Origin of the sequence: Bradyrhizobium sp. B097 (assembly GCF_038957035.1) — a bacterium.
Classification (GTDB): Bacteria; Pseudomonadota; Alphaproteobacteria; order Rhizobiales; family Xanthobacteraceae; genus Bradyrhizobium.
In genome coordinates this window covers 1,015,821-1,034,545 of record NZ_CP152412.1, presented here as the reverse complement: position 1 = coordinate 1,034,545, position 18,725 = coordinate 1,015,821, and the positions used below count along the sequence as shown (strand labels likewise).

The 18,725-nt window shown below is 64.2% G+C and carries 12 protein-coding genes; 7 read left to right on the top strand and 5 right to left on the bottom strand.

All coding sequences use genetic code 11. The features are described 5' to 3' along the window. Positions 1–123 precede the first annotated feature (123 nt). On the bottom strand, positions 124–1,884 hold the full coding sequence (locus AAFG07_RS04680) for a chloride channel protein (RefSeq protein WP_342726221.1): 1,761 nt from the start codon (positions 1,882–1,884) through the stop codon (positions 124–126). 192 nt (positions 1,885–2,076) lie between these two features. Between AAFG07_RS04680 and AAFG07_RS04675 the strand changes: the two genes are divergently transcribed. Next, positions 2,077–2,634, top strand: a complete 558-nt coding sequence (locus AAFG07_RS04675; protein ID WP_016845270.1) for an HNH endonuclease — start codon at positions 2,077–2,079, stop codon at positions 2,632–2,634. Positions 2,635–2,773: 139 nt separating this feature from the next. Then, complete coding sequence (locus AAFG07_RS04670; RefSeq protein ID WP_342726220.1) at positions 2,774–2,956, top strand: hypothetical protein; 183 nt, start codon at positions 2,774–2,776, stop codon at positions 2,954–2,956. Between the two features lie 168 nt (positions 2,957–3,124). Here the strand turns inward: AAFG07_RS04670 and AAFG07_RS04665 are convergent, their stop codons facing one another. Together AAFG07_RS04665 and AAFG07_RS04660 are read right to left on the bottom strand one after the other, a co-directional pair. Then, entirely contained in the window at positions 3,125–4,954 is a 1,830-nt protein-coding gene (locus tag AAFG07_RS04665) for a hypothetical protein (RefSeq protein ID WP_342726219.1), read from the bottom strand. A 278-nt stretch (positions 4,955–5,232) separates the two neighbouring features. Further along, positions 5,233–6,453, bottom strand: coding sequence for an MFS transporter (locus AAFG07_RS04660; RefSeq protein ID WP_342726218.1), 1,221 nt, complete (start codon positions 6,451–6,453; stop codon positions 5,233–5,235). Between the two features lie 90 nt (positions 6,454–6,543). Here AAFG07_RS04660 and AAFG07_RS04655 point away from each other — a divergent pair, with 90 nt between their 5' ends. Genes AAFG07_RS04655 through AAFG07_RS04640 form a run of 4 tightly spaced genes read left to right on the top strand, consistent with a single transcriptional unit; the run spans position 6,544 to position 10,167 of the window. Continuing rightward, the gene (locus tag AAFG07_RS04655; RefSeq protein ID WP_342726217.1) at positions 6,544–7,047 is read left to right on the top strand and encodes a MarR family transcriptional regulator; all 504 of its coding nucleotides are present in this window, start codon (positions 6,544–6,546) and stop codon (positions 7,045–7,047) included. A 2-nt stretch (positions 7,048–7,049) separates the two neighbouring features. Then, positions 7,050–9,101, top strand: coding sequence for an FUSC family protein (locus AAFG07_RS04650; RefSeq protein ID WP_342726216.1), 2,052 nt, complete (start codon positions 7,050–7,052; stop codon positions 9,099–9,101). Then, a complete protein-coding gene (locus AAFG07_RS04645) occupies positions 9,098–9,304 on the top strand; it encodes a DUF1656 domain-containing protein (protein ID WP_342726215.1) in 207 nt (68 codons plus the stop codon). Before AAFG07_RS04650 ends, AAFG07_RS04645 begins: the two co-directional genes overlap by 4 nt. Further along, on the top strand, positions 9,301–10,167 hold the full coding sequence (locus AAFG07_RS04640) for an HlyD family secretion protein (protein ID WP_342726214.1): 867 nt from the start codon (positions 9,301–9,303) through the stop codon (positions 10,165–10,167). Before AAFG07_RS04645 ends, AAFG07_RS04640 begins: the two co-directional genes overlap by 4 nt. Before the next feature lie 156 nt (positions 10,168–10,323). On the opposite strand, the gene AAFG07_RS04635 is transcribed toward AAFG07_RS04640, so the two are convergent. Together AAFG07_RS04635 and AAFG07_RS04630 are read right to left on the bottom strand one after the other, a co-directional pair. Then, positions 10,324–11,130: a tetratricopeptide repeat protein gene (locus AAFG07_RS04635; protein ID WP_342726213.1), complete on the bottom strand. Its 807-nt coding sequence runs from the start codon at positions 11,128–11,130 to the stop codon at positions 10,324–10,326. Positions 11,131–11,264: 134 nt separating this feature from the next. Further along, positions 11,265–12,011 (bottom strand): FecR domain-containing protein, encoded by a 747-nt coding sequence (locus AAFG07_RS04630; protein WP_342726212.1) that lies wholly within the window; start codon positions 12,009–12,011, stop codon positions 11,265–11,267. Positions 12,012–12,399: 388 nt separating this feature from the next. On the opposite strand from AAFG07_RS04630, the gene AAFG07_RS04625 reads away from it, so the two are divergent. Further along, the gene (locus tag AAFG07_RS04625; RefSeq protein WP_342726211.1) at positions 12,400–18,657 is read left to right on the top strand and encodes a DUF5801 repeats-in-toxin domain-containing protein; all 6,258 of its coding nucleotides are present in this window, start codon (positions 12,400–12,402) and stop codon (positions 18,655–18,657) included. The last annotated feature ends 68 nt before the right edge of the window (positions 18,658–18,725 follow it).

Below are 18,725 nucleotides of genomic sequence, written 5' to 3'. Positions count from 1 at the left end.
GCGCGCGTCTCGAAGGGTCGACGGCCCGGCTGGTGGCCGTGCATCCTTCGAGACGCGCGTTCCGCGCTCCTCAGGATGACGGATCAAATAGTAAGCACCACACGTTGATCACACCTATCGCAATCAAATCTCGCCGATCACCTCGCGGCGACGCAGCTCTGACTCTTCCGCATAGCGCCGCATCGCGTGCGCTTCGGTGAGCAGGCCGATCGGCCGCCGGTCGCCGTCGTCCTCGACCACCGCGAGCGATTCCGCTTCGGCGGCGTCGAACACCGCGATCGCCTCCTGCACGTTCATGGCGGGATGCAGCACCACGTCGGCGTAGCGCAGGATGGCGGCAAGTCCCTTGTCGGCCTCGAGATCGGGCGCGTGCACCTCCGCGACCAGCGCGAGCCCGGCATAGCGTCCCTCGCCGTCGATCGCGACGACCTGGGTCTTCGAGCCGGGCGGGAATTCCTCGCGAAACGCCTCGATCGGCATCGCGGCGTTCACCGTCGTCATGTCCTGCCGCATCATCTTGCCGACCGTGAGATCGCGGATCCAGCCGATATCGGCGGCGCTGCGGATGGTCTCGCCGCGCAGATGCAGCCGCCAGGTCGCGAACGAATAGCCGAACAACTCGCGCGTGATCGTGGTCGAGATGATGACCGCGACCAGCACCGCAGTGGTGAGCCAGAGATTGCCGGTGGATTCCAGCGCGATGAACGACATCGTCAATGGACCGCCGATCACGGAGGCCGACAGCGCGCTCATGCCGATCACGGCGTAAGCGTTGGGATCGAGATTGAGCCCCGGCCACACGATGTCGACGCCGGCCGCGAACAGCCGGCCGCCGAGCGCGCCCATAAACAGCGTGGCGAAGAACAATCCGCCGCGGAAGCCCGAACCGAGCGAGACGATCGAGGCCACCGCCTTCAGCGCAAACACGCCGGCGATGAAGGTGAGCGGCATCGCCACGATGCCGGCGAAGCGCAGCGCGCCATGGCCCGACGACATCACCTGCGGCGTCAGCAGCGCCATGGCGCCGACCGCGAGCCCGCCCAGCGCCGGCCGCAGCGGCGGCCAGAGCCGGGTCTTGGCGAGCAGCGTCTCGCACAGCGCCACCCCGCGCATGATCGCAATTCCGGTCAGGGCCGCAACCACGCCGAGCAGCGCGGCGATCGCAAGATCCCGTCCGAGCACGTCGCCGACGGTTCCGACGCCGACGCCGAGCGGCAGCGGCTCGAAGGCATGGGCGACGAAATAGCCGGCCACCGCCGCCACACCGACCGGGGTCAGGCTCGCCGGCGTATAGCCGCCGATCACAAGTTCGAAAGCGTAGAACGCGCCCGCCAGCGGCGCGCTGAAGGCCCCCGCGATCGCCGCCGCGGCGCCGCAGCCGACCATGATTCGCTGGTCGTTGCGGCGGAGATGAAAGCCGCGGCCCAGCGAGGCGGCCAGGCCACTGGACAGCTGGGTATAGCCGGCCTCGAGCCCGACCGAGCCGCCGACGCCACTCGACCAGATGGTCTGCAGCGCCACGATCACGCTGCCGCGGAACGACATCCGGCCGCCATAAAGCGCATTGGCCTCGATCGGGTCGATTTCCCGGGCCGGCCGGACCCTGAGCAGCAGCAGGAACGCTACGCCAAGCACCAGTCCGCCGACCGTTGGAACCACGAGGGCGCGCACGGGATCGATGCTGGGCTGGCTCGACAGCCGATCGCCCAGCGGCAGATTGAACAGCACCGAATGCAGCACCGTGACGAGGCCGCTCATGACCGCCACCACGAGGCCGCCAATGGCGCCGATCAGCAGCGCCAGCACCACGAGGCTCGTCTCGTGCGCACGCACGAATGCGCGCAACCGGCGCGGCGCCTCGAGATAGCTTGCGGTCGTGGTCATCGGCAGGGTCCGTCACTGGCCGACAGGGCCTTGCGGCTCCCTTTACGGGCCTCGCGGGCGGGAGGCAATCGGGGCAGGAACATGGCAGGGCATGGCGGATAAGCCGCTCATTGCTCTTCACAATCCCGTCACGCTGCCTGTAGTATGTGAGTGCATGCTGCTTCGCAGCTAATGGGAGATCAGGAGCGTTATTTGAACGCACATGTCTCGCAAGGCGGTTGGCCGGTGCTGGTCTTGAATGCGGACTTCCGGCCGCTGAGTTATTACCCGCTGTCGCTCTGGTCCTGGCAGGACGCGATCAAGGCGGTGTTCCTCGATCGTGTCAACATCGTCGAATATTACGACCGGGCAGTACGAAGTCCTTCCTTCGAAATCCAGTTGCCGAGCGTCGTATCCCTCAAATCCTTCGTCAAGCCGACCACCCACCCCGCCTTCACCCGGTTCAACGTTTTCCTTCGCGACCGATTCAGCTGCCAATATTGCCTGTCGGGCGACGACCTCACCTTCGATCACATCATTCCGCGCAGCAAGGGTGGCCAGACCACCTGGGAGAACGTCGTCGCCGCCTGCTCGCCGTGCAATCTGCGCAAGGGCAATCTGACGCCACAGCAGGCCAAGATGTTTCCGAAGCAGACGCCTTACGCCCCCACGGTGCATCAGCTGCATCGCAACGGCCGGCTCTTCCCGCCGAACTATCTGCACGAGAGCTGGCTCGATTATCTCTACTGGGATACTGAGCTGGATCCGTAAGGCGCTGCCCTTATGCGTGCTGCGACTCCTACGAACGTCAAGACACACCCGGATTGACCGCGAGATGGCCAAGAGGTCGGCGTGCTCAGTGCGATGTTCCGCCACCTCAAGCGCACCGGCCATGTCGAGGCCCGCGGCCGTGCGCAACCCGCCCCGATGGCAGGGCTGGAGTTGCAGCGCCGGCTCGTGTTCCGGCACCGCCGCCTTCGCCATGGCGTTGACACGCATTCCTGAAGTGAACGACGCCGTTGTGGGCGGCGATATCTATGTCGGCGGCCTCGCGGGCGAAGACTGGAGCAGGCTGATGCACAACTTCGGTTGAGAGCGCGCGTTGACCAGGTAAGGCAAATGCAGCGATCACGACGTGCGGTCACCGCGCAGGACTGAAGCCCTGCGCTGCTGCCTGTGCGACCAAGCACAGCGAAATCACATCGCCGGAGGGGACGATCGCGTCCCTCGATCATGCGCGCCGCACGGCGGCGCAAACGGCTCAAGGACAAGCCACGTTGTTTGCGGTTGCGTCGACCCAGCGATCCGAGAGCTTGTAGTACGAATAGCCGTTTGAGCTTGCGGCCTGGATGTAGATTTTCCCGTACGCGCTCAGGGTTCCGCTGCCATAGGCCACGCCACCCCACGCGGGCGGCGTCAACGGAAGGCTGGGGCCTCCATTGGCCGTGGTCCAATCCCCGCCGGGTATGATCTCATTGTTGTTGCCGCCGACGCCCCACTCTGTGCTCGAGTTGAAGTAACAGATGTAACCGGTTCCGGTGAGGTAGTTGACCGTCGCTCCCTGGAAGCCAAGCACCACGGCAGCCACTCCCGTGTGGATGGAAGCCCAGTTCGGTGTGGTCTGCGTTCCGTCGCGATAATACAGATTGCCGTAGGTGCCGTTCCAGGCATTGAGCTTGACCGCGTCGCCGCGGCAGGCCGGATCGGACGTCGTCTGGCATTTGGGAGCGCTCGCCGCGAAGTCCCAGCCAGTCGGTTTCGACTGCCACAAGCCCTGGACGCTGGCATCGACGAGGGTGAAGCCCTGCGTCGCGGTCGCCTGATAGAGCTGCCCCGCCGTCGTCAGCTGCTGCACCGTATCGCCGGTACCGACGACCTTTGCCGTTCCGCCCGAATTGCCCGCGAACGCCTGCCCGGCCGAGTTCGTATACCAAAGCTTGCCGGCGGGATCGACGAACCACAGATACGCGTTGTTGACGTGAGGCGCGATGCTGGTCGCCTGCAGATTTGCTCCGCCGGACGTCACATTGCGAAACCCGGTCGTGCCGGAGAGATTTGCAAGCAGGTTGCCGGTGCTCGCCTGAACGACATAGATGCCATTGGTAACCGAGCCGATCGCGGTGGCATTATAGCCGGTGTTGTAGAGGCCCGCTGACGTCAGCTCCCACAAACTGCCAGCAGTCCCGTCGACATACCAGAATGCCGGCGCACCCAGGTTCGACGAGGCCGTCGAGCTGGTGAGATCATAGATCGCCTGATATGTGCGATTGACGAACGTCGGATCCAGGAAGCGCGTTTTCCCGAACGTCGGATTTGCGGGATCGGTGAGGCCGGAATACGCGTAGAGCAATGTCCTGAAATCCAGCGTCCCTTGCGTGATCATGCCGATGTCTTCCTGCCGGTAGACACCTTCCGGATTCCCGATCCGTTGTGAAAACTGGACGATCGCCGATTGCGCGACGCTCTGGTGGGCCAGCAGCCCCCAGAGGCTCACAGGCGCGACGATCGATACGGTTGGATCGACGAAGAGGTCGACGCCGGACCCGCCCCCCGTCCCGGCCCCGAACGCCGCAAGGATCGAGTGATCGTCGACCGACGAATCCCTGCTGGTGCCGAAATTCACCACCATCAGCGTCGAACTCGGCTTCACCTGATAGAACAGTTGCAACGCGAGAGATGCGAACCCCTGGCATGCGATACCCATCGTCGCCCGGTTGTTGATGGTATCGATTGCAGAGAAGGTGCCGTTGATCGGCGTGCATGCATCGAGCAGTTCGAACGCCAGCGTGCTCGCGAAAATCAGCGCCAGACCGTCGTCGTTGATGCTGCCGTAAAGCGGTGAGGCCGCGGTCAGCTTCGACAGAATCGCGCCCTTGGTGGAGCCGAACAGATTGGTCAGCTGGGTCGCAAGTTGGCCTTGCGCCCCGTTGAATTGATCGTTCGTCGTCTGCGCTGCAGCCGATGCGACCTGACTGAGCTGACCTGCAGAAAAGAACTGCGTCTGTAGTCCCGGCTGCGAACTGCATGATGCGGACGCCTCTGCGGCAAGCCCCAGCATGCATACCAAGAGCGCGAGCACGAACCTGATCATTGTTGTTTCCCCCAACGGCTTGCAAGAGGCTTCGGGAGCCTCTTATCCGATACCACCAAAATCTATCTATGGTTGCATTCGACGGGGAGAGATAATCACCCGAATGATGTGACGGCATGACGACAGGAAGGAAGATAGTGCACCGCTCTGCATCGCGGCCGGCTGGTCCCGCCGAGCTATCGGCATGAGCGCTGGCGCGATGATCTCTACCGGGATAGGCGCGCGATCCGTCGCCGAGCCGGCACCCACCTCGCACGTCCGAACGAGAGCCCGCGCCGTCAGACCTCCAGCGGGAGGAGTTGCCCGGCCAGGATGACGCCGAGCATTGCGATCGCCGCCATCACGAGCGTCCAGCTGACGTACAACTGGTGACCGATCAACGCGCCGCTCAGCAGCGGAGCGCAGATATTGGCGCCCGACATCAGCGATTGGTTGAGGCCCATGATCATGCCCTGCCGGTTGATCGCGGTGCTGCGCGACAGTTCAGCAGTCAGCGTGCTTCGGGCGAACATCATGCCGACGATGATCAGCGTCAGGAAGGCCACAAGCAGGCTGATCCGGTCAGCGAACGCAAGTCCGACCAATCCGGCTGCCATGCAGGCGAACGCCGCCAGGACAATGATGCGATCGGACGCGAAGATATTCGCGCGCGTGATCAGGGCACATTGCACGACCATGTTGATGAAACCGGCATAGGCGAACACCGCGCCGAGCTCGCGGGCGCCGAAGGCATGCCCGTTCCAGCTGAACCGCGCCGACAGGAACAGGCCGATCTGCGACAGGAACATCGAATTGACGAAGAAGAACACGATAAGCAGACCGAGCACGCGCCACGCATACCGCAACCCGAGGATCGTGTGCGGCAGCGCCGGCTCGGGCACCCGCTGCTGATAGAGCGCCTCTGCGGCCGGATGATCCGGCGACAGCAGAACGATCGTGGCAACGATGCTGATCAGCGACAACGCTGCGGCAGCCCATACCGGCGCGGTGTCGCCGTAGTGGACAAGCAGCCCCGAGAGCGCGGGGCCGACCAATAGGCCGGTCCCGATCGCGCCGCTGGTCATGCCGAGCGCCTGCTTGCGGGCCTGCGGCGCGCTGTGCTCGGCCGCATAGGCGTGCGCCACCGAGATGTTGCCGGATGTCAGCCCGTCGACGATCCGGGCCAGAAACACCAGAGTCAGGTTGCCCGCGACGGCAAGCAGCACGAATCCGACGCAGGTGCCGATCTGGCTGACGAGGAGCACCTTGCGGCGACCGTACCGGTCGGACAGCGCGCCGACGACCGGGCCGGCGATCAGCTGGCAAAGCGCATAGACCGAAATCAGCGCGCCGATCACGAATGGCGTCGCGCCAAGCCGCTGCGAGTAGAACGGCAGCAATGGCAGGATGATCCCCAATCCCGTCGCATCCACGGCCACGACGATGAAGGTCGGGACCAGCGCCAGGCTGCTCTCGCCCCCAAATTCTTCGCCAGCTCCCGTCGTGGAGCTCGTGCCCATTGCCGCTTGCTCGATCGCTTTTGCGTGATCACCAGGAACGTTCCGGATTATATAGTTGCAGCCTAATAGTTTGTATCCTATCTAATTTGCATGCCTCCTTCGCAATCCCATATCCACGCCGAGATCGGCCGCCTGATCACCAGGCTCGGGCGGATCTGGCGGCGCGAGTCGGATCAGGCGCTGTCCGATCACGGCCTGTCCTACGCGACGGCTATACCGCTGCTGGTGCTGTCGCGGCAGGGCGAGAATGTCCGCCAGGGCGTGCTCGCCGACGAGCTGGGGATCGAGGGGCCTTCGCTGGTGCGGCTGATCGATCTGCTGCAGTCCGAAGGCCTAGTCGAGCGTCGCGAGGACCCGACCGATCGGCGCGCCAAGACACTGCATCTCACCGCGGCCGGCGAAGCCAAGGTCGAGGAGACCAACCGGGTGCTGCGCCGCGTGCGGGCCAGCGTGCTGAAGGATATCGGCAGCGAGGAACTTGCGATAACCTTCGAGACGCTGCAGCGCATCGACGCGCGGGCGAGCCGCCTGCAAGACGCCAAGAGCGCTGCAGCCAAGACTGCTTTAGCCAAGACCGCTGCAGAGGCGAAATAGTCATGCGAGCGGAAGAGCCGTTCCTGGTCCGCCACGCGGACCTCATCTTCGCGTTGAAGACGTTCGCCGCGTCGATGCTGGCGCTTGTCATCGCATTGGCGATCGATCTGCCGCGGCCGTATTGGGCGATGGCGACGGTCTATATCACGTCGCAGCCGCTGGCCGGCGCGACCAGCTCGAAGGCGTTCTTCCGCGTGATCGGCACCCTGGTCGGCGCCAGCATGACGGTCGCCCTGGTGCCGAACCTGGTCAACGCGCCGGAGCTGCTGTGCCTCGCGATCGCGCTCTGGGTCGGACTGTGCCTTTATCTGTCGCTGCTCGACGGCACGCCGCGCAGCTATGTCTTCATGCTGGGCGGTTATACCGTCGCACTGATTGGCTTTCCGTCGGTCGCCGACCCGGGCAGCATCTTCGATGTTGCGCTGGCGCGGGTCGAGGAGATCTCGCTCGGCATCATCTGTGCCAGCCTGGTGTCGACCGTGGTGTTTCCGCGCAGCGTCGCGCCGGCGGTCGGCGGCCGCGTCAGAAGCTGGCTGTCGGATGCGCGTCGCCTGTCCCGCGACGTCCTGCTTGATCGCGGGACCAGCGAGACGCGCCGGGCGCAACGCCTTCGCCTCGCGACCGACATCGTCGAGATCGATACGCTGGCGACCCATGTCGCCTATGACCGGCTGGCCGATGCCGGCACCGCGCGTGGCCTCGGCGAGGTCCGGCTGCGTATGCTGATGCTGTTGCCGATCATCACGTCGATCGAAGACCGGCTCGCCGCACTCGGCGAAGCGGCGCTGCAACGGCAGCCGGAGCTACGGCACCTGATCGGCGATCTCGCCGCTTGGATCGTGGACGACGATCGCCAGCGGCAATCCGGTGATGATATCCGCGCTGCGATCGCCGCGCGGCAATCTGCCCTCGACGGCCTCGCGCCGCGCGAGCGCATCATCACGATCAGCCTGCTGCTCCGGCTCCGCGAGCTCGTCGACATCTCGGCCGACTGCCGCGCAATCGGCGATGCGATTGCCGCGGGCCAGGATATCTCCACCGTCCCGTTGGCGTTCCACCCGGAATCGGGCGCCGCGCCGGTCCGTCATCGCGACCACGGCATGGCGCTGTGGTCAGCCGCGGGGGCGGCGGTCGCCATCCTGATCTGCTGCGGCCTGTGGATCGCGACCGGTTGGGCCGATGGCGCCTCGGCGCCGATGATGGCCGCGGTCGCCTGCTCCTTCTTCGCCGCGCAGGACGAGCCGGCGCGCAGCATCCGGGCCTTCGGCCTGTTTTCGCTGGTCGCGATCGTCGTCGTCGCGATCTATCAATTCGCCCTGGTGCCGGGCATCTCCCATGTCGAGGTTCTGATCGCCGCGCTGGCGCCGACCTTCCTGCTGTACGGCTTCCTGATCGCACGGCCCAAAACCGCGCCGATCGGCATGGCGCTCGCCGCCAACACCGCGACGCTGCTGGCGCTGCAATCGACCTACAGCGCCGATTTTGCCAGTTTTGCCAACACGTCCGTCGCCTTCTTCCTCGGCGTCGTCATCGCCGAGATCGTGACGCGGGTCGCGCGCGGCGTCGGCGCCGAATGGATCGCCAAACGGCTGATGACGTCGGGCTGGCAGACGCTCGCGGTCGCGGCCGAGCGGCGCGGCCATGGCGATCGCGCGCAGTTTGCCGGCCTGATGCTGCATCGGCTCGGCCTCTTGGTGCAGCGCATTGCCTTCATCTCCGAGAGCGACCGCCGCGATGCCGACAGCCTGGTCCAGCTGCGTATCGGGCTCAACATCATCGACCTCAGGCGGGCCCGTTACGGCCTCGCCGCATCGACCGTGCGCGCCATCGACGACATGCTGGACGACCTCGCGGCGGCATTTCGCGCCCATGCGGACGAGGCGATGCCGGCCGAATTGCTGTCCTGCATCGATGCGGCGCTGACCGCGGTCGTCAAGGATCCCAATGAGCGCGCGCGGGACGATGCATTACTCGGCCTCGTCGGCATCCGCCGCGGCCTGTTTCCCGATTCACCTGCGTATCGATCGCGGCCCGAGGAGAGTTTTGCTGCATGAGATATGAGCTCGACATCTACGGTGTCCTGGTCCCGGCGCTGCTGCTGTGGCTGATCGTGGCCTATGCGCTGAGCGCGGGGATCAGCCGGATCATGCAGCGCGTCGGGCTCTACCGGCTGGTCTGGCATCGCGCGCTGTTCAATTTCGCCCTGTACGTATGCCTGCTCGGCATCGTCGTCTATCTTTCGGAGTTTCTGCCATGAAAGGGAATTTCGCCTGGCTCGGCCGGGTTGCGCTGACCGCGATCGCGCTCGTCGCCGCGCTCGCCGTCGGCCGCGCGCTCTGGGTCTACTACATGGAGTCGCCATGGACTCGCGACGGCAGGGTCCGCGCCGACGTGGTGCAGGTTGCTCCCGACGTCTCCGGCTTCGTCACTGACGTGCTGGTCAAGGACAATCAGCAAGTGCATCGCGGCGATATCCTGTTCCGGATCGATCGCGCACGGTTTGCCCTGGCATTGCAGCAGGCCGACGCTGCGGTCGCCGGCCATCGCGCGACGCTGGATCAGGCCGACGCCGACCTCAAGCGCTACAGCGCGCTGACCACCGATGCGGTGTCGCAGCAGAAGCAGGAGCAGGTCCTCGCCACCCAGCTCCAGGCCAAGGCCGCCTATGACCAGGCGGTCGCCGATCGCGCTGTGGCGCAGCTCAACCTCGATCGCAGCGAGGTCCACGCGTCGGTGAACGGCACCATCACCAATATGGAGCTGCGGCCCGGCACCTACGTCACCGCCGGCAAGGGCGTGATGGCGCTGGTCGACAGCGACACGCTGCATGTCGAGGGCTATTTCGAGGAGACCAAGCTTGCGCGCATTCGCGTCGGCGACAGGGCAGAGGTCCGGCTGATGGGCGAGCCGGTCCGGCTCACCGGGCATGTCGAGAGCATTGCCGCCGGCATCGAGGATCGCGACCGCGGGCAAGGCGCGAGCCTGCTCGCGAACGTCAATCCAACCTTCAGCTGGGTTCGGTTGGCGCAGCGCGTTCCCGTGCGCATCACGCTGGATAAGCTGCCGGATCGCATCGCACTGGTCGCCGGCCGTTCGGCGACGGTCGAGATCATGGACTAGCGACGGCATCAAGCCGGCCATCGTCCTTGCGGTGGCCCGCGTCGGCCTGCGCGTCTAGAGCGGGATGACCCTTCTTCGAGTCATCATCCCGCTCTATCTCTTTGTTTTGAGCATGATCTTTTCGGAAAACCGCGCCACACTTTTCCGGATCATGCTCTATTGCACGCCGTAGCGTGTGAAGTCGTCGCCGATGCTGCCCTGAAGCGCCTTGGCGGCCGCCATGTCGGTGTTGCCGCCGGCCTTGTCGCCCTGTTTCAGCTTGGCCAGCCCGCGGCCGTAGAGCGCGCTGGCCAGTTTCGGATCGATGCGAAGTGCGGAGGTATAGTCGTCGATCGCCGCGCCAAGCTCGCCCGTCTTCAGGTAGATCAGGCCGCGCGAATCGTAGGTCGCGGCATTGACAGACCCCGATTGCAGCGCCTTGTTGCAATCTTGCAGCGCCTCCTGCAACGCGCCAAGGATGGCGCGGCTCCAGCAACGTCCATTCCACACGCCGGCCAGGTTCGGCTCGAGGCGGATGGCCTGATCGTAATCCTGCACGGCGCGGGCATAGTCATTTTTCCTCAGAAAAACGCGCGCGCGATTGGCAAAGGCCTCGCCGTAGTTCGGGTTGAGCTTGATGGCCTGATCGAAAGCCTCGGCCGCGCGATCGTAGTCGCGCTTCGTGAAGTAAGCCACGCCGCGGTTGTTGAACGGCTTGGTGTAGGTAGGATTGAGTTCGATGGATCGATCAAAATCCCGGATGGCGCTGTCATAGTCTCCCTTGGCGGCGTAGGCGTTGCCGCGGTTGTTGTGGGCGATCGCAAGGCCGGCCGGCGTCATGTCCTGACCCGCATCGATCAGCGCCGTGCACGCACCAATGCGCGCGTCCGCCTGCGCGTGGTCGTGGCCGCTGCACAGCTCGATATTCCGCAGATAGTTTTCCCGTGGCTTCGCGTCCTGCGCGCCAGCCGGCGATGCGAGCAACAGCAGGACGAGAAGCGCCGCGAGGCCACCACTCCGACCGGAACCTGCACGAGGCTTCATGTCGCGCTCCGGTTTTGACGATGCAGCGTCGCAGATTTGCGTGAGTAGCCGCTCAAGGCCGACGCCTTGCTCGCCTAGCACCCTCGGCAAATGTTCGGATTGAACCTGTGGTCGGTGTTCTGCTCGCGTTGCGGGGTCACGCGTGTCGCGGGCTTCCTGAGAAGCTTGCTCTTGCCCTCCTCCACGAGCGTCGCGAACCTGACCGTTCCGTCGTCGGATATTTCGATGCGCGGCGTGGTGCCTCGAATTCCCATCGTTGCAGCAGGCGTGTCGATCTTCATGTCACCGGTCTTCGCGATATTGCCGGCAACGAAGGTGAACGTTCCATTAGCCAGTTTGAACAAGGTCGAATTCGACTTGCCGTTCGGGTCGTAGACAAATTCGGTCATCGCCATCTTGGCGTTGCTCGACAGATTGAACGAGGTGCCATCGGTGAAGTTGATCGCGACCCGTCCATCGGCTCCGGTCTGCACCACGTCGCCCAGATAGACGAAGTCGCCAACCTTCGCCTGGGGCAATTGATCAGACAGCGCCGCCTGGACGACGACCGCGCTCGGATGTTCGATCGTGACAGCACCGGTGACCGTCACGACTTTCCCGATGAAGTTCGCCGAGGAGTTCTGAACCGCGGGTTGGGCCGGCTCGGTCTGCGCTTGCACCGAGCCAGACGTCAATGTGACGAACGTGAAAACCACGCCAGCGAGCAATTGTACAATGAAACGGATACGCACGATCCCCTCCCTTTCGAGAAGATCTTGTCGTGTCGCGGCACGATGGAGACATGGACCACCGGGCCGAGACCGCAGGACCTTGAGTGCCAAACGGGTTGCTGCAAACAGGCCTAAGGGCCTGACGCAGCTCGAATAAAAATTAATATGTGGACAATCTACTCGGTAAATATACACTAAATTCAGTGGGGCTGCACTCGCGATAATGGACAGCAGTTCTGTCTTTTCCGCGATGACTCTCCCCGCCGTACTGGAAGCCGATTTTCACTACCGAATTTAGTTTCAATCAGAACGTTTCAGCGGGCAAGCCTATGGCTGCCGGTGCGGGGATTTTTCCCTTCGCGGCGAGCGCAAGCCAGATCAAGAAAACTGCGGCACCACGCTCCGCTTGAGCCGTTCAGCAGGCGAAAAGCCAATGTTAGTTGCGTCCGGCGTAGCGTTCGGGGGCGCGAGCTCGGCCGTTTCAGGTCAGCTGCCCCGAGTGGTTGGCGTTGTTCATACGGCGGTCGGCTGCGGCACCATTGCGCGTGCGCGCGGCATCGCCCTTCAAGCCGTGGCCGGCGATCCCGTTTGCCAGGGTGACGTCATCGAGATCGCAGCCGGCGGGCGGGTCGAAATCCGCCTGATCGATGGCACAGTGCTCAACCTGCCGGCCGGCACCCGACTCGAGCTGGGCGACCTGGCCTGGAATTTGGCCCATGACTCGGCCAGCGCGCCGGGGCTGTTCGCAAAAGCCAGAAGCATCCTCCGTTTCATCGGCAGCCGGCTGGCCGGGTCGGACGTCCTCACGGCGGACACGCCTGTTGGCACCGTTCGGGCCAGCGGCCTCAGCATGCTCACATTCGCGGCGCTGACGTTCTCGCTGCTAGAGAACGCGCGCGCTGCGGAGCCGAACGTCACGTTCCTGGATGACGACACCATCAACTACAAGGACCTCCACCACGGCGTGTTCGAGCTGGTGACCAAGGAGGCGAACCCCAGACACATCGTCGTCGACGATCCCGGCGTGACGATCATCTTGAGCCCCAGAGGGTCGTCGGTCGGGGTGAACCAGGTCACGAATAGCCCGGCTCACATGGAGGAGTTGCGGGACGCCCAGCAGCAGACGCTTGCCAACTACGCGAAAGGAGTTTGGGCCAAAGGGTCCGGCATGCCCACCCAGGATGGGTCGTCGCTGCTGCAGCCGATCAATTTTTCCGAGCCTGACCCGCCGCTGGTGCCAAATCAACTCGGGCCGCTACCGCAGACCATCCTCCCGTTCTTTGAATTCTTCAAGGCGCCGCCGAAGCCGCCGATACTGAATCTCGGAGCGGCGCCGACTGAAATCGATACGCCGACATTTGACACTTTCAGCGCGACGCACGGCACCTTCTCTGCCATCAGTTTCGACGGCGGGCTCACCTTCGGCATCGCCGGAGGTGTTGCAGGCAACACGGTGATGGGTTCGAAGACCTACGACATCTCGAGCGTCGGCGCGTTTGGCACGTTCTACCTCAACAGCTCGACCGGTGCGTATGCTTTCGTTCCGAACAACGATGCGATCAACGCGCTGAAGGTCAATGCGATCCAAAGCTTCGTCATCACGGTGACCGACGGCTTGCTCTCTACCAGTCAGAGCTTCGACATCACCATCGTGGGTGTCGAAGACGCCGCCATCATTTCCGGCGTCACGACCGGCTCAGTGGTCGGAGCGACCGGCGTCAGCGGTGCCTCGCCCGGCCTGCTCATCGCGACCGGAACGCTCACCGACACCGATCCCGATGATCCCGCCAACACCTTCACGGCCGTGAACACGCCGACGACAAGCGTGGGCGGCTATGGCTTCTTCACAATGACGACAGCGGGCGTGTGGACCTACACGCTCGACGGCGCCAACAGCTCCGTGCAAGCCCTCCATGTCGGCGATGTGCTGACCGACAGCTTCACGGTGACCGCGATAGACGGCACCCCGCGAGTCATCACGATCACCATCCACGGCCCGCTGATCGGGGCCGGAACGCCGCCGTCGCTGACGCTGAGCGAGACACATCTGACGGCAACCGCGCTGGACGACAACATCGCCGGCTCGGCGCCGGACGCGGCGTTGACGACGATTTCGGCCGACTTCTCGGCTGCGTTCAACACCGCCAATGGACTGAGTGGCACCACGGTCAGCTATGAAATGACGATCGCCGGCGGTAACGGCGCCGCCTCGGGCCTGATCGACTCGCATACCGGCCTGGCTGACCTGTTGGTACTGAACGGCACCACCATCGAGGGCCGCGTCGGCGCGATCGACGGTACGCTGGCTTTCACCATCGCGCTCGATCCGGTGACGGGGCGCGTGACCTTCACCGAATACCGCGCGGTAACGCAGCCGCTCGGCACCAGCCCGGACACCGGCGAAGGCGCGGCGCTCGCGACCGGAGCCGTGACCCTGTACGCGATCGTCACCAATGACGTCGGCGAGCTCCAGTTCGTGACCCTCGATCTCGGCAGCCGGTTGACCATCACCGACGACGGCCCGAGCGTCCGGACGAACCAGACGATCCCGTCGCTGACTTTGAGTGAGACGCATCTGACGGCAACGGCGCTCGATGACAACATCGCCGGCTCAGCACCGGACGCGGCACTGATGACGACGTCGGCCGATTTCTCGACGGCGTTCAGCCCGGTTCAAGGCGCGGATGGTGCGACGATCCGCTACGCGTTGGCGATCGCCGGCGGCAACGGCACGGCCTCGGGCCTGACCGACTCGCACACCGGCCTCGCCGACGTGCTGGTTCTGAATGGCAACACCATCGAAGGCCACGTCGGCACGACCAGCGGCACCCTGGCGTTCACCATCACGCTTGATCCCGCCACCGGGCGCGTGACTTTCACCGACTTCCGCCCGGTGGCCCAGCCGTTCGGCACCGATCCCGACGGCGGCGAGGCCCTGTCGCTGACTGCCGGAATCGTCAGCCTGATAGCAACCATCACCGACACTGACGGCGACTTTCAGAGCGCGAGCCTCGACCTCGGCAGCAGGTTGAGCATCAGCGACGACGGCCCGACGATCAGGACCAACGGGACCGCGCCATCTCTGACGCTGAGTGAATCGCACCTGACCGCAACGCCGCTCGACGATAACATCGGGGGCTCGGCACCGGACCTGACGCTAACGACGACGTCAGCTGATTTTTCGACGGCATTCACCTCGATCCAGGGCGCGGACGGAGCGACAATCCGCTACGCGCTGACGATCACGGGCGGAAACGGCACTGCGTCAGGCCTGATCGACTCGCACACCGGCCTCGCCGACGTGCTGGTTCTGAATGGCAACATCATCGAAGGCCATGTCGGTACGACGACGGGCACCCTGGCGTTCAGCATCGTGCTCAATCCGGTGACGGGTCAGGTGACCTTCACCGAGTACCGCGCGGTGAAGCAATCAGCCGACGGCGCCGGAGAAGGCGTCACGCTGAGCGCCGGAGTTGCAAGCCTCGTTGCCACCATCACGGACAAGGACGGCGACTTCCAGAACGCGAGTCTCGATCTTGGCACGCAGCTCACGATCACGGGCGATAGCCCGAGCATCAACACCAATGGCACCACGCCCTCGCTGACGTTGAGCGAGACGCATCTGACCGCAACGGCGTTCGACGATAACATCGCGGGATCGGCGCCGAACGCGGGGCTGACGACGACGTCGGCCGACTTCTCGACGGCTTTCAGCTCGGTTCAGGGTGCAAACGGCGCGACCATCGGCTACGCGCTGACGATCACCGGTGGCAACGGCACGGCATCGGGTCTGACCGACTCGCATACCGGCCTCGCCGACGTGCTGGTACTGAATGGCTCCACGATCGAGGGGCATGTCGGAGGAACCAGCGGCGCACTGGCGTTCACCATCACGGTCAATCCCGCAACCGGACTCGTGACCTTCACCGAGTATCGGGCGGTGAAACAGCCGCTTGGCACCAGCCCGGACAACGGCGAAGGCATCGCGTTCGGCACCGGGCTCGTGAACCTGGTCGCGACCATCACCGACAATGACGGCAATTTCCAGAGCGCGAGCCTGGACCTCGGTACGCAACTGACGATTACCGACGACGGCCCGAGCATCAGGGCCAACGGCACCACGCCATCGCTGTCGCTGAGCGAAACACATCTGACGGCGACGGTGTTCGACGACAACATCGCGGGCTCGGTGCCGAATGTGGCGCAGACGACGACGTCGGCAGACTTCTCGACGGCGTTCACCTCGGTTCAAGGTGCGGACGGTGCGACGATCGCCTACGCGCTGACGATCGCAGGCGGCGACGGCACGGCGTCGGGCCTCATCGACTCGCACACCGGCCTCGCCGACCTGCTGGTTCTCAACGGCAACACGATCGAGGGCCACGTCGGCGCAACCAATGGTACGCTGGCGTTCACCATCACGATTGATCCGGCCACGGGGCTTGTGACCTTCACCGAGTATCGGGCGGTGAAGCAGCCGTTCGGCACCAGCCCGGACGGCGGCGAAGGCGTGGCGCTTGCGGCCGGGATCGTGGGCCTGACTGCAACGATCACGGACAAGGACGGCGACTTCCAGAGCGCGAGCCTCGACCTCGGCACGCAACTGACCATCACGGACGACGGCCCGAGCATCAGGGCAAATGGCGCGACGCCATCGCTGTCGTTGAGCGAGACGCACCTGACGGCAACAGTGTTCGATGACAATATCGCGGGCTCGGTGCCGAACGCGGCACTGACGACGACATCGACCAACTTCTCGACCGCGTTCACCTCGGTTCAAGGCGCCGACGGCGCGACCATCAACTACGCCCTCACAATCACCGGCGGTAACGGCACCGCGTCGGGACTGGTGGATTCGCACACTGGCCTCGCCGACCTGCTGGTTCTGAACGGCAACACGATCGAGGGCCATGTCGGCGCGATCAACGGCACTCTGGCATTCACCATCACAATCGATCCGGTGACCGGGCTCGTGACCTTCACCGAGTTCCGCGCGGTGAAGCAGCCGCTCGGCACCAGCCCCGACAACGGCGAGGGCGTGACGCTCGGGGCGGGCCTCGTCAATCTGGTTGCAACCATCACCGACAAGGACGGCGACTTCCAGAACGCGAGCCTCGACCTCGGCAAGCAGCTGACCATTACCGACGATGGCCCGAGCATCACGGCGACGGGCACCGTGCCATCGCTCACGCTGAGCGAGACGCATCTGACCGCGACGACGCTGGACGACAACGTCGCGGGCTCCGCGCCGGATGCGTCGCAGACGATGACATCAGCTGACTTCTCAACGGCCTTCACGTCGGTTCAAGGCGCGGATGGCGCGACGATCGCCTACGCGCTGACGATCACCGGTGGCAACAATACCGCGTCGGGCTTGATCGACTCGCACACTGGCCTCGCCGACGTGCTGGTCCTGAACGGCAACACCATCGAAGGTCACGTCGGGACAACGACCGGCACGCTGGCATTCACCATCGAAGTCGACCCGGCGACGGGGCTCGTGACTTTCACCGAATTCCGCGCGGTAACGCAGCCTTTCGGGACCAGCCCCGATGGCGGCGAAGGCGTTACGCTGAGCGCCGGACTTGTAAACCTGGTTGCAACCGTCACCGACAAGGATGGCGACTTCCAGAGCGCGAGCCTTGACCTCGGCAAGCAATTGACGATCACCGACGACGGCCCGACAATCGGCGGCTTCCCGGAGACCGCCATCATCGGTCAGGACAACCAGACCGCGAACGGCACCTACCACCTCAATTTCGGCGCGGATGGCGACGCCGCGATGCAGGTTGCCGTCCACAACGGCGCGGTCGGCAGCACGGGATACGATCTGGCCACGTCCGACCTCGGCGGCGGCATCAGTTCGGTTCACGTCACGGGAAATGGCGACGACTACACGTTCTACTATTCGACCCATGCGGTGAGCGGCGGCGTCGAAATGGACGCCTACCTCGCGGATTCGGGCGGTGCGCTGACAGATCCGTACTTCACCCTGCTGATTAATCCGAACGGGACCTTCTCTTTCGATCTCGTAAGCGTCGACGTGCTGAAGCAGGTGACCGTGACCGGCTCCACGTTCGGCGCCTCGGGCGGCGGCACACCGTCCCTGACGGCTCCGGATCGAGAGCTTCTGATCACCGGATCCGACAACAGTGGCCTTCCCATCGATGTCAAGGCGTCGAACAACGGCATCGCGGTCGGCGATACCGGACTGAGCATGGATCCCAACGAGCAGTTGAACCTCTCGTTCTCCAACGAGCAGCCGCAGATCAGCTTCATGCTGACCCAATGGCAAGGCAATGGCACGGCAGGCGTGGTCTTCAAGGTTCTGGATGGCAGCACCGACGTGCACGACTTCAGCATCGATGTTCCGAAGCCACATAGCGGCAACGCCACTGTCGTCGTGCAGCAAACCTCGGATGCTTCGCTGATCAATACCTCAACCTTTGACGACGCGACGTCGACTTACACGCTGTTCGTTGGAAAGACGTTCAATCTGGTGGAGGTCGACTACAACCAGGCGACCAGCGGAAACACCACCTTCACGGTCAACAACATCACCTACAACGAGAAGACGACCATCCCGAGCACCGATCTGCTGTTCGATGTGTCCGCCACTGACAAGGACGGCGATTCGGCCGCGACCAGCCTTCAGGTCGATATTCAAGGCCTCACGACCGGGGCGGCGGCTGCGATGGCCGGCACGAGTTTCTTGTCAGACCAGGTTACGCACGTGCAACACGATCTGATCCTGTAAGGGCCCTGAAGCCTGGTGAAGGTCCTGGCCCGCGTCAGACGTTGGCGCGGGCCAGGATCGTTTCTCGG

What these genes read in the sequence shown, in the direction of transcription:
- AAFG07_RS04640 (WP_342726214.1), top strand. Translation starts at nt 9,301, where the DNA reads ATGAAAGGGAATTTCGCCTGGCTCGGCCGGGTTGCGCTGACCGCGATC.
- AAFG07_RS04645 (WP_342726215.1), top strand. Translation starts at nt 9,098, where the DNA reads ATGAGATATGAGCTCGACATCTACGGTGTCCTGGTCCCGGCGCTGCTG.
- AAFG07_RS04665 (WP_342726219.1), bottom strand. Translation starts at nt 4,954, where the DNA reads ATGATCAGGTTCGTGCTCGCGCTCTTGGTATGCATGCTGGGGCTTGCC.
- AAFG07_RS04680 (WP_342726221.1), bottom strand. Translation starts at nt 1,884, where the DNA reads ATGACCACGACCGCAAGCTATCTCGAGGCGCCGCGCCGGTTGCGCGCA.
- AAFG07_RS04650 (WP_342726216.1), top strand. Translation starts at nt 7,050, where the DNA reads ATGCGAGCGGAAGAGCCGTTCCTGGTCCGCCACGCGGACCTCATCTTC.
- AAFG07_RS04655 (WP_342726217.1), top strand. Translation starts at nt 6,544, where the DNA reads ATGCCTCCTTCGCAATCCCATATCCACGCCGAGATCGGCCGCCTGATC.
- AAFG07_RS04660 (WP_342726218.1), bottom strand. Translation starts at nt 6,453, where the DNA reads ATGGGCACGAGCTCCACGACGGGAGCTGGCGAAGAATTTGGGGGCGAG.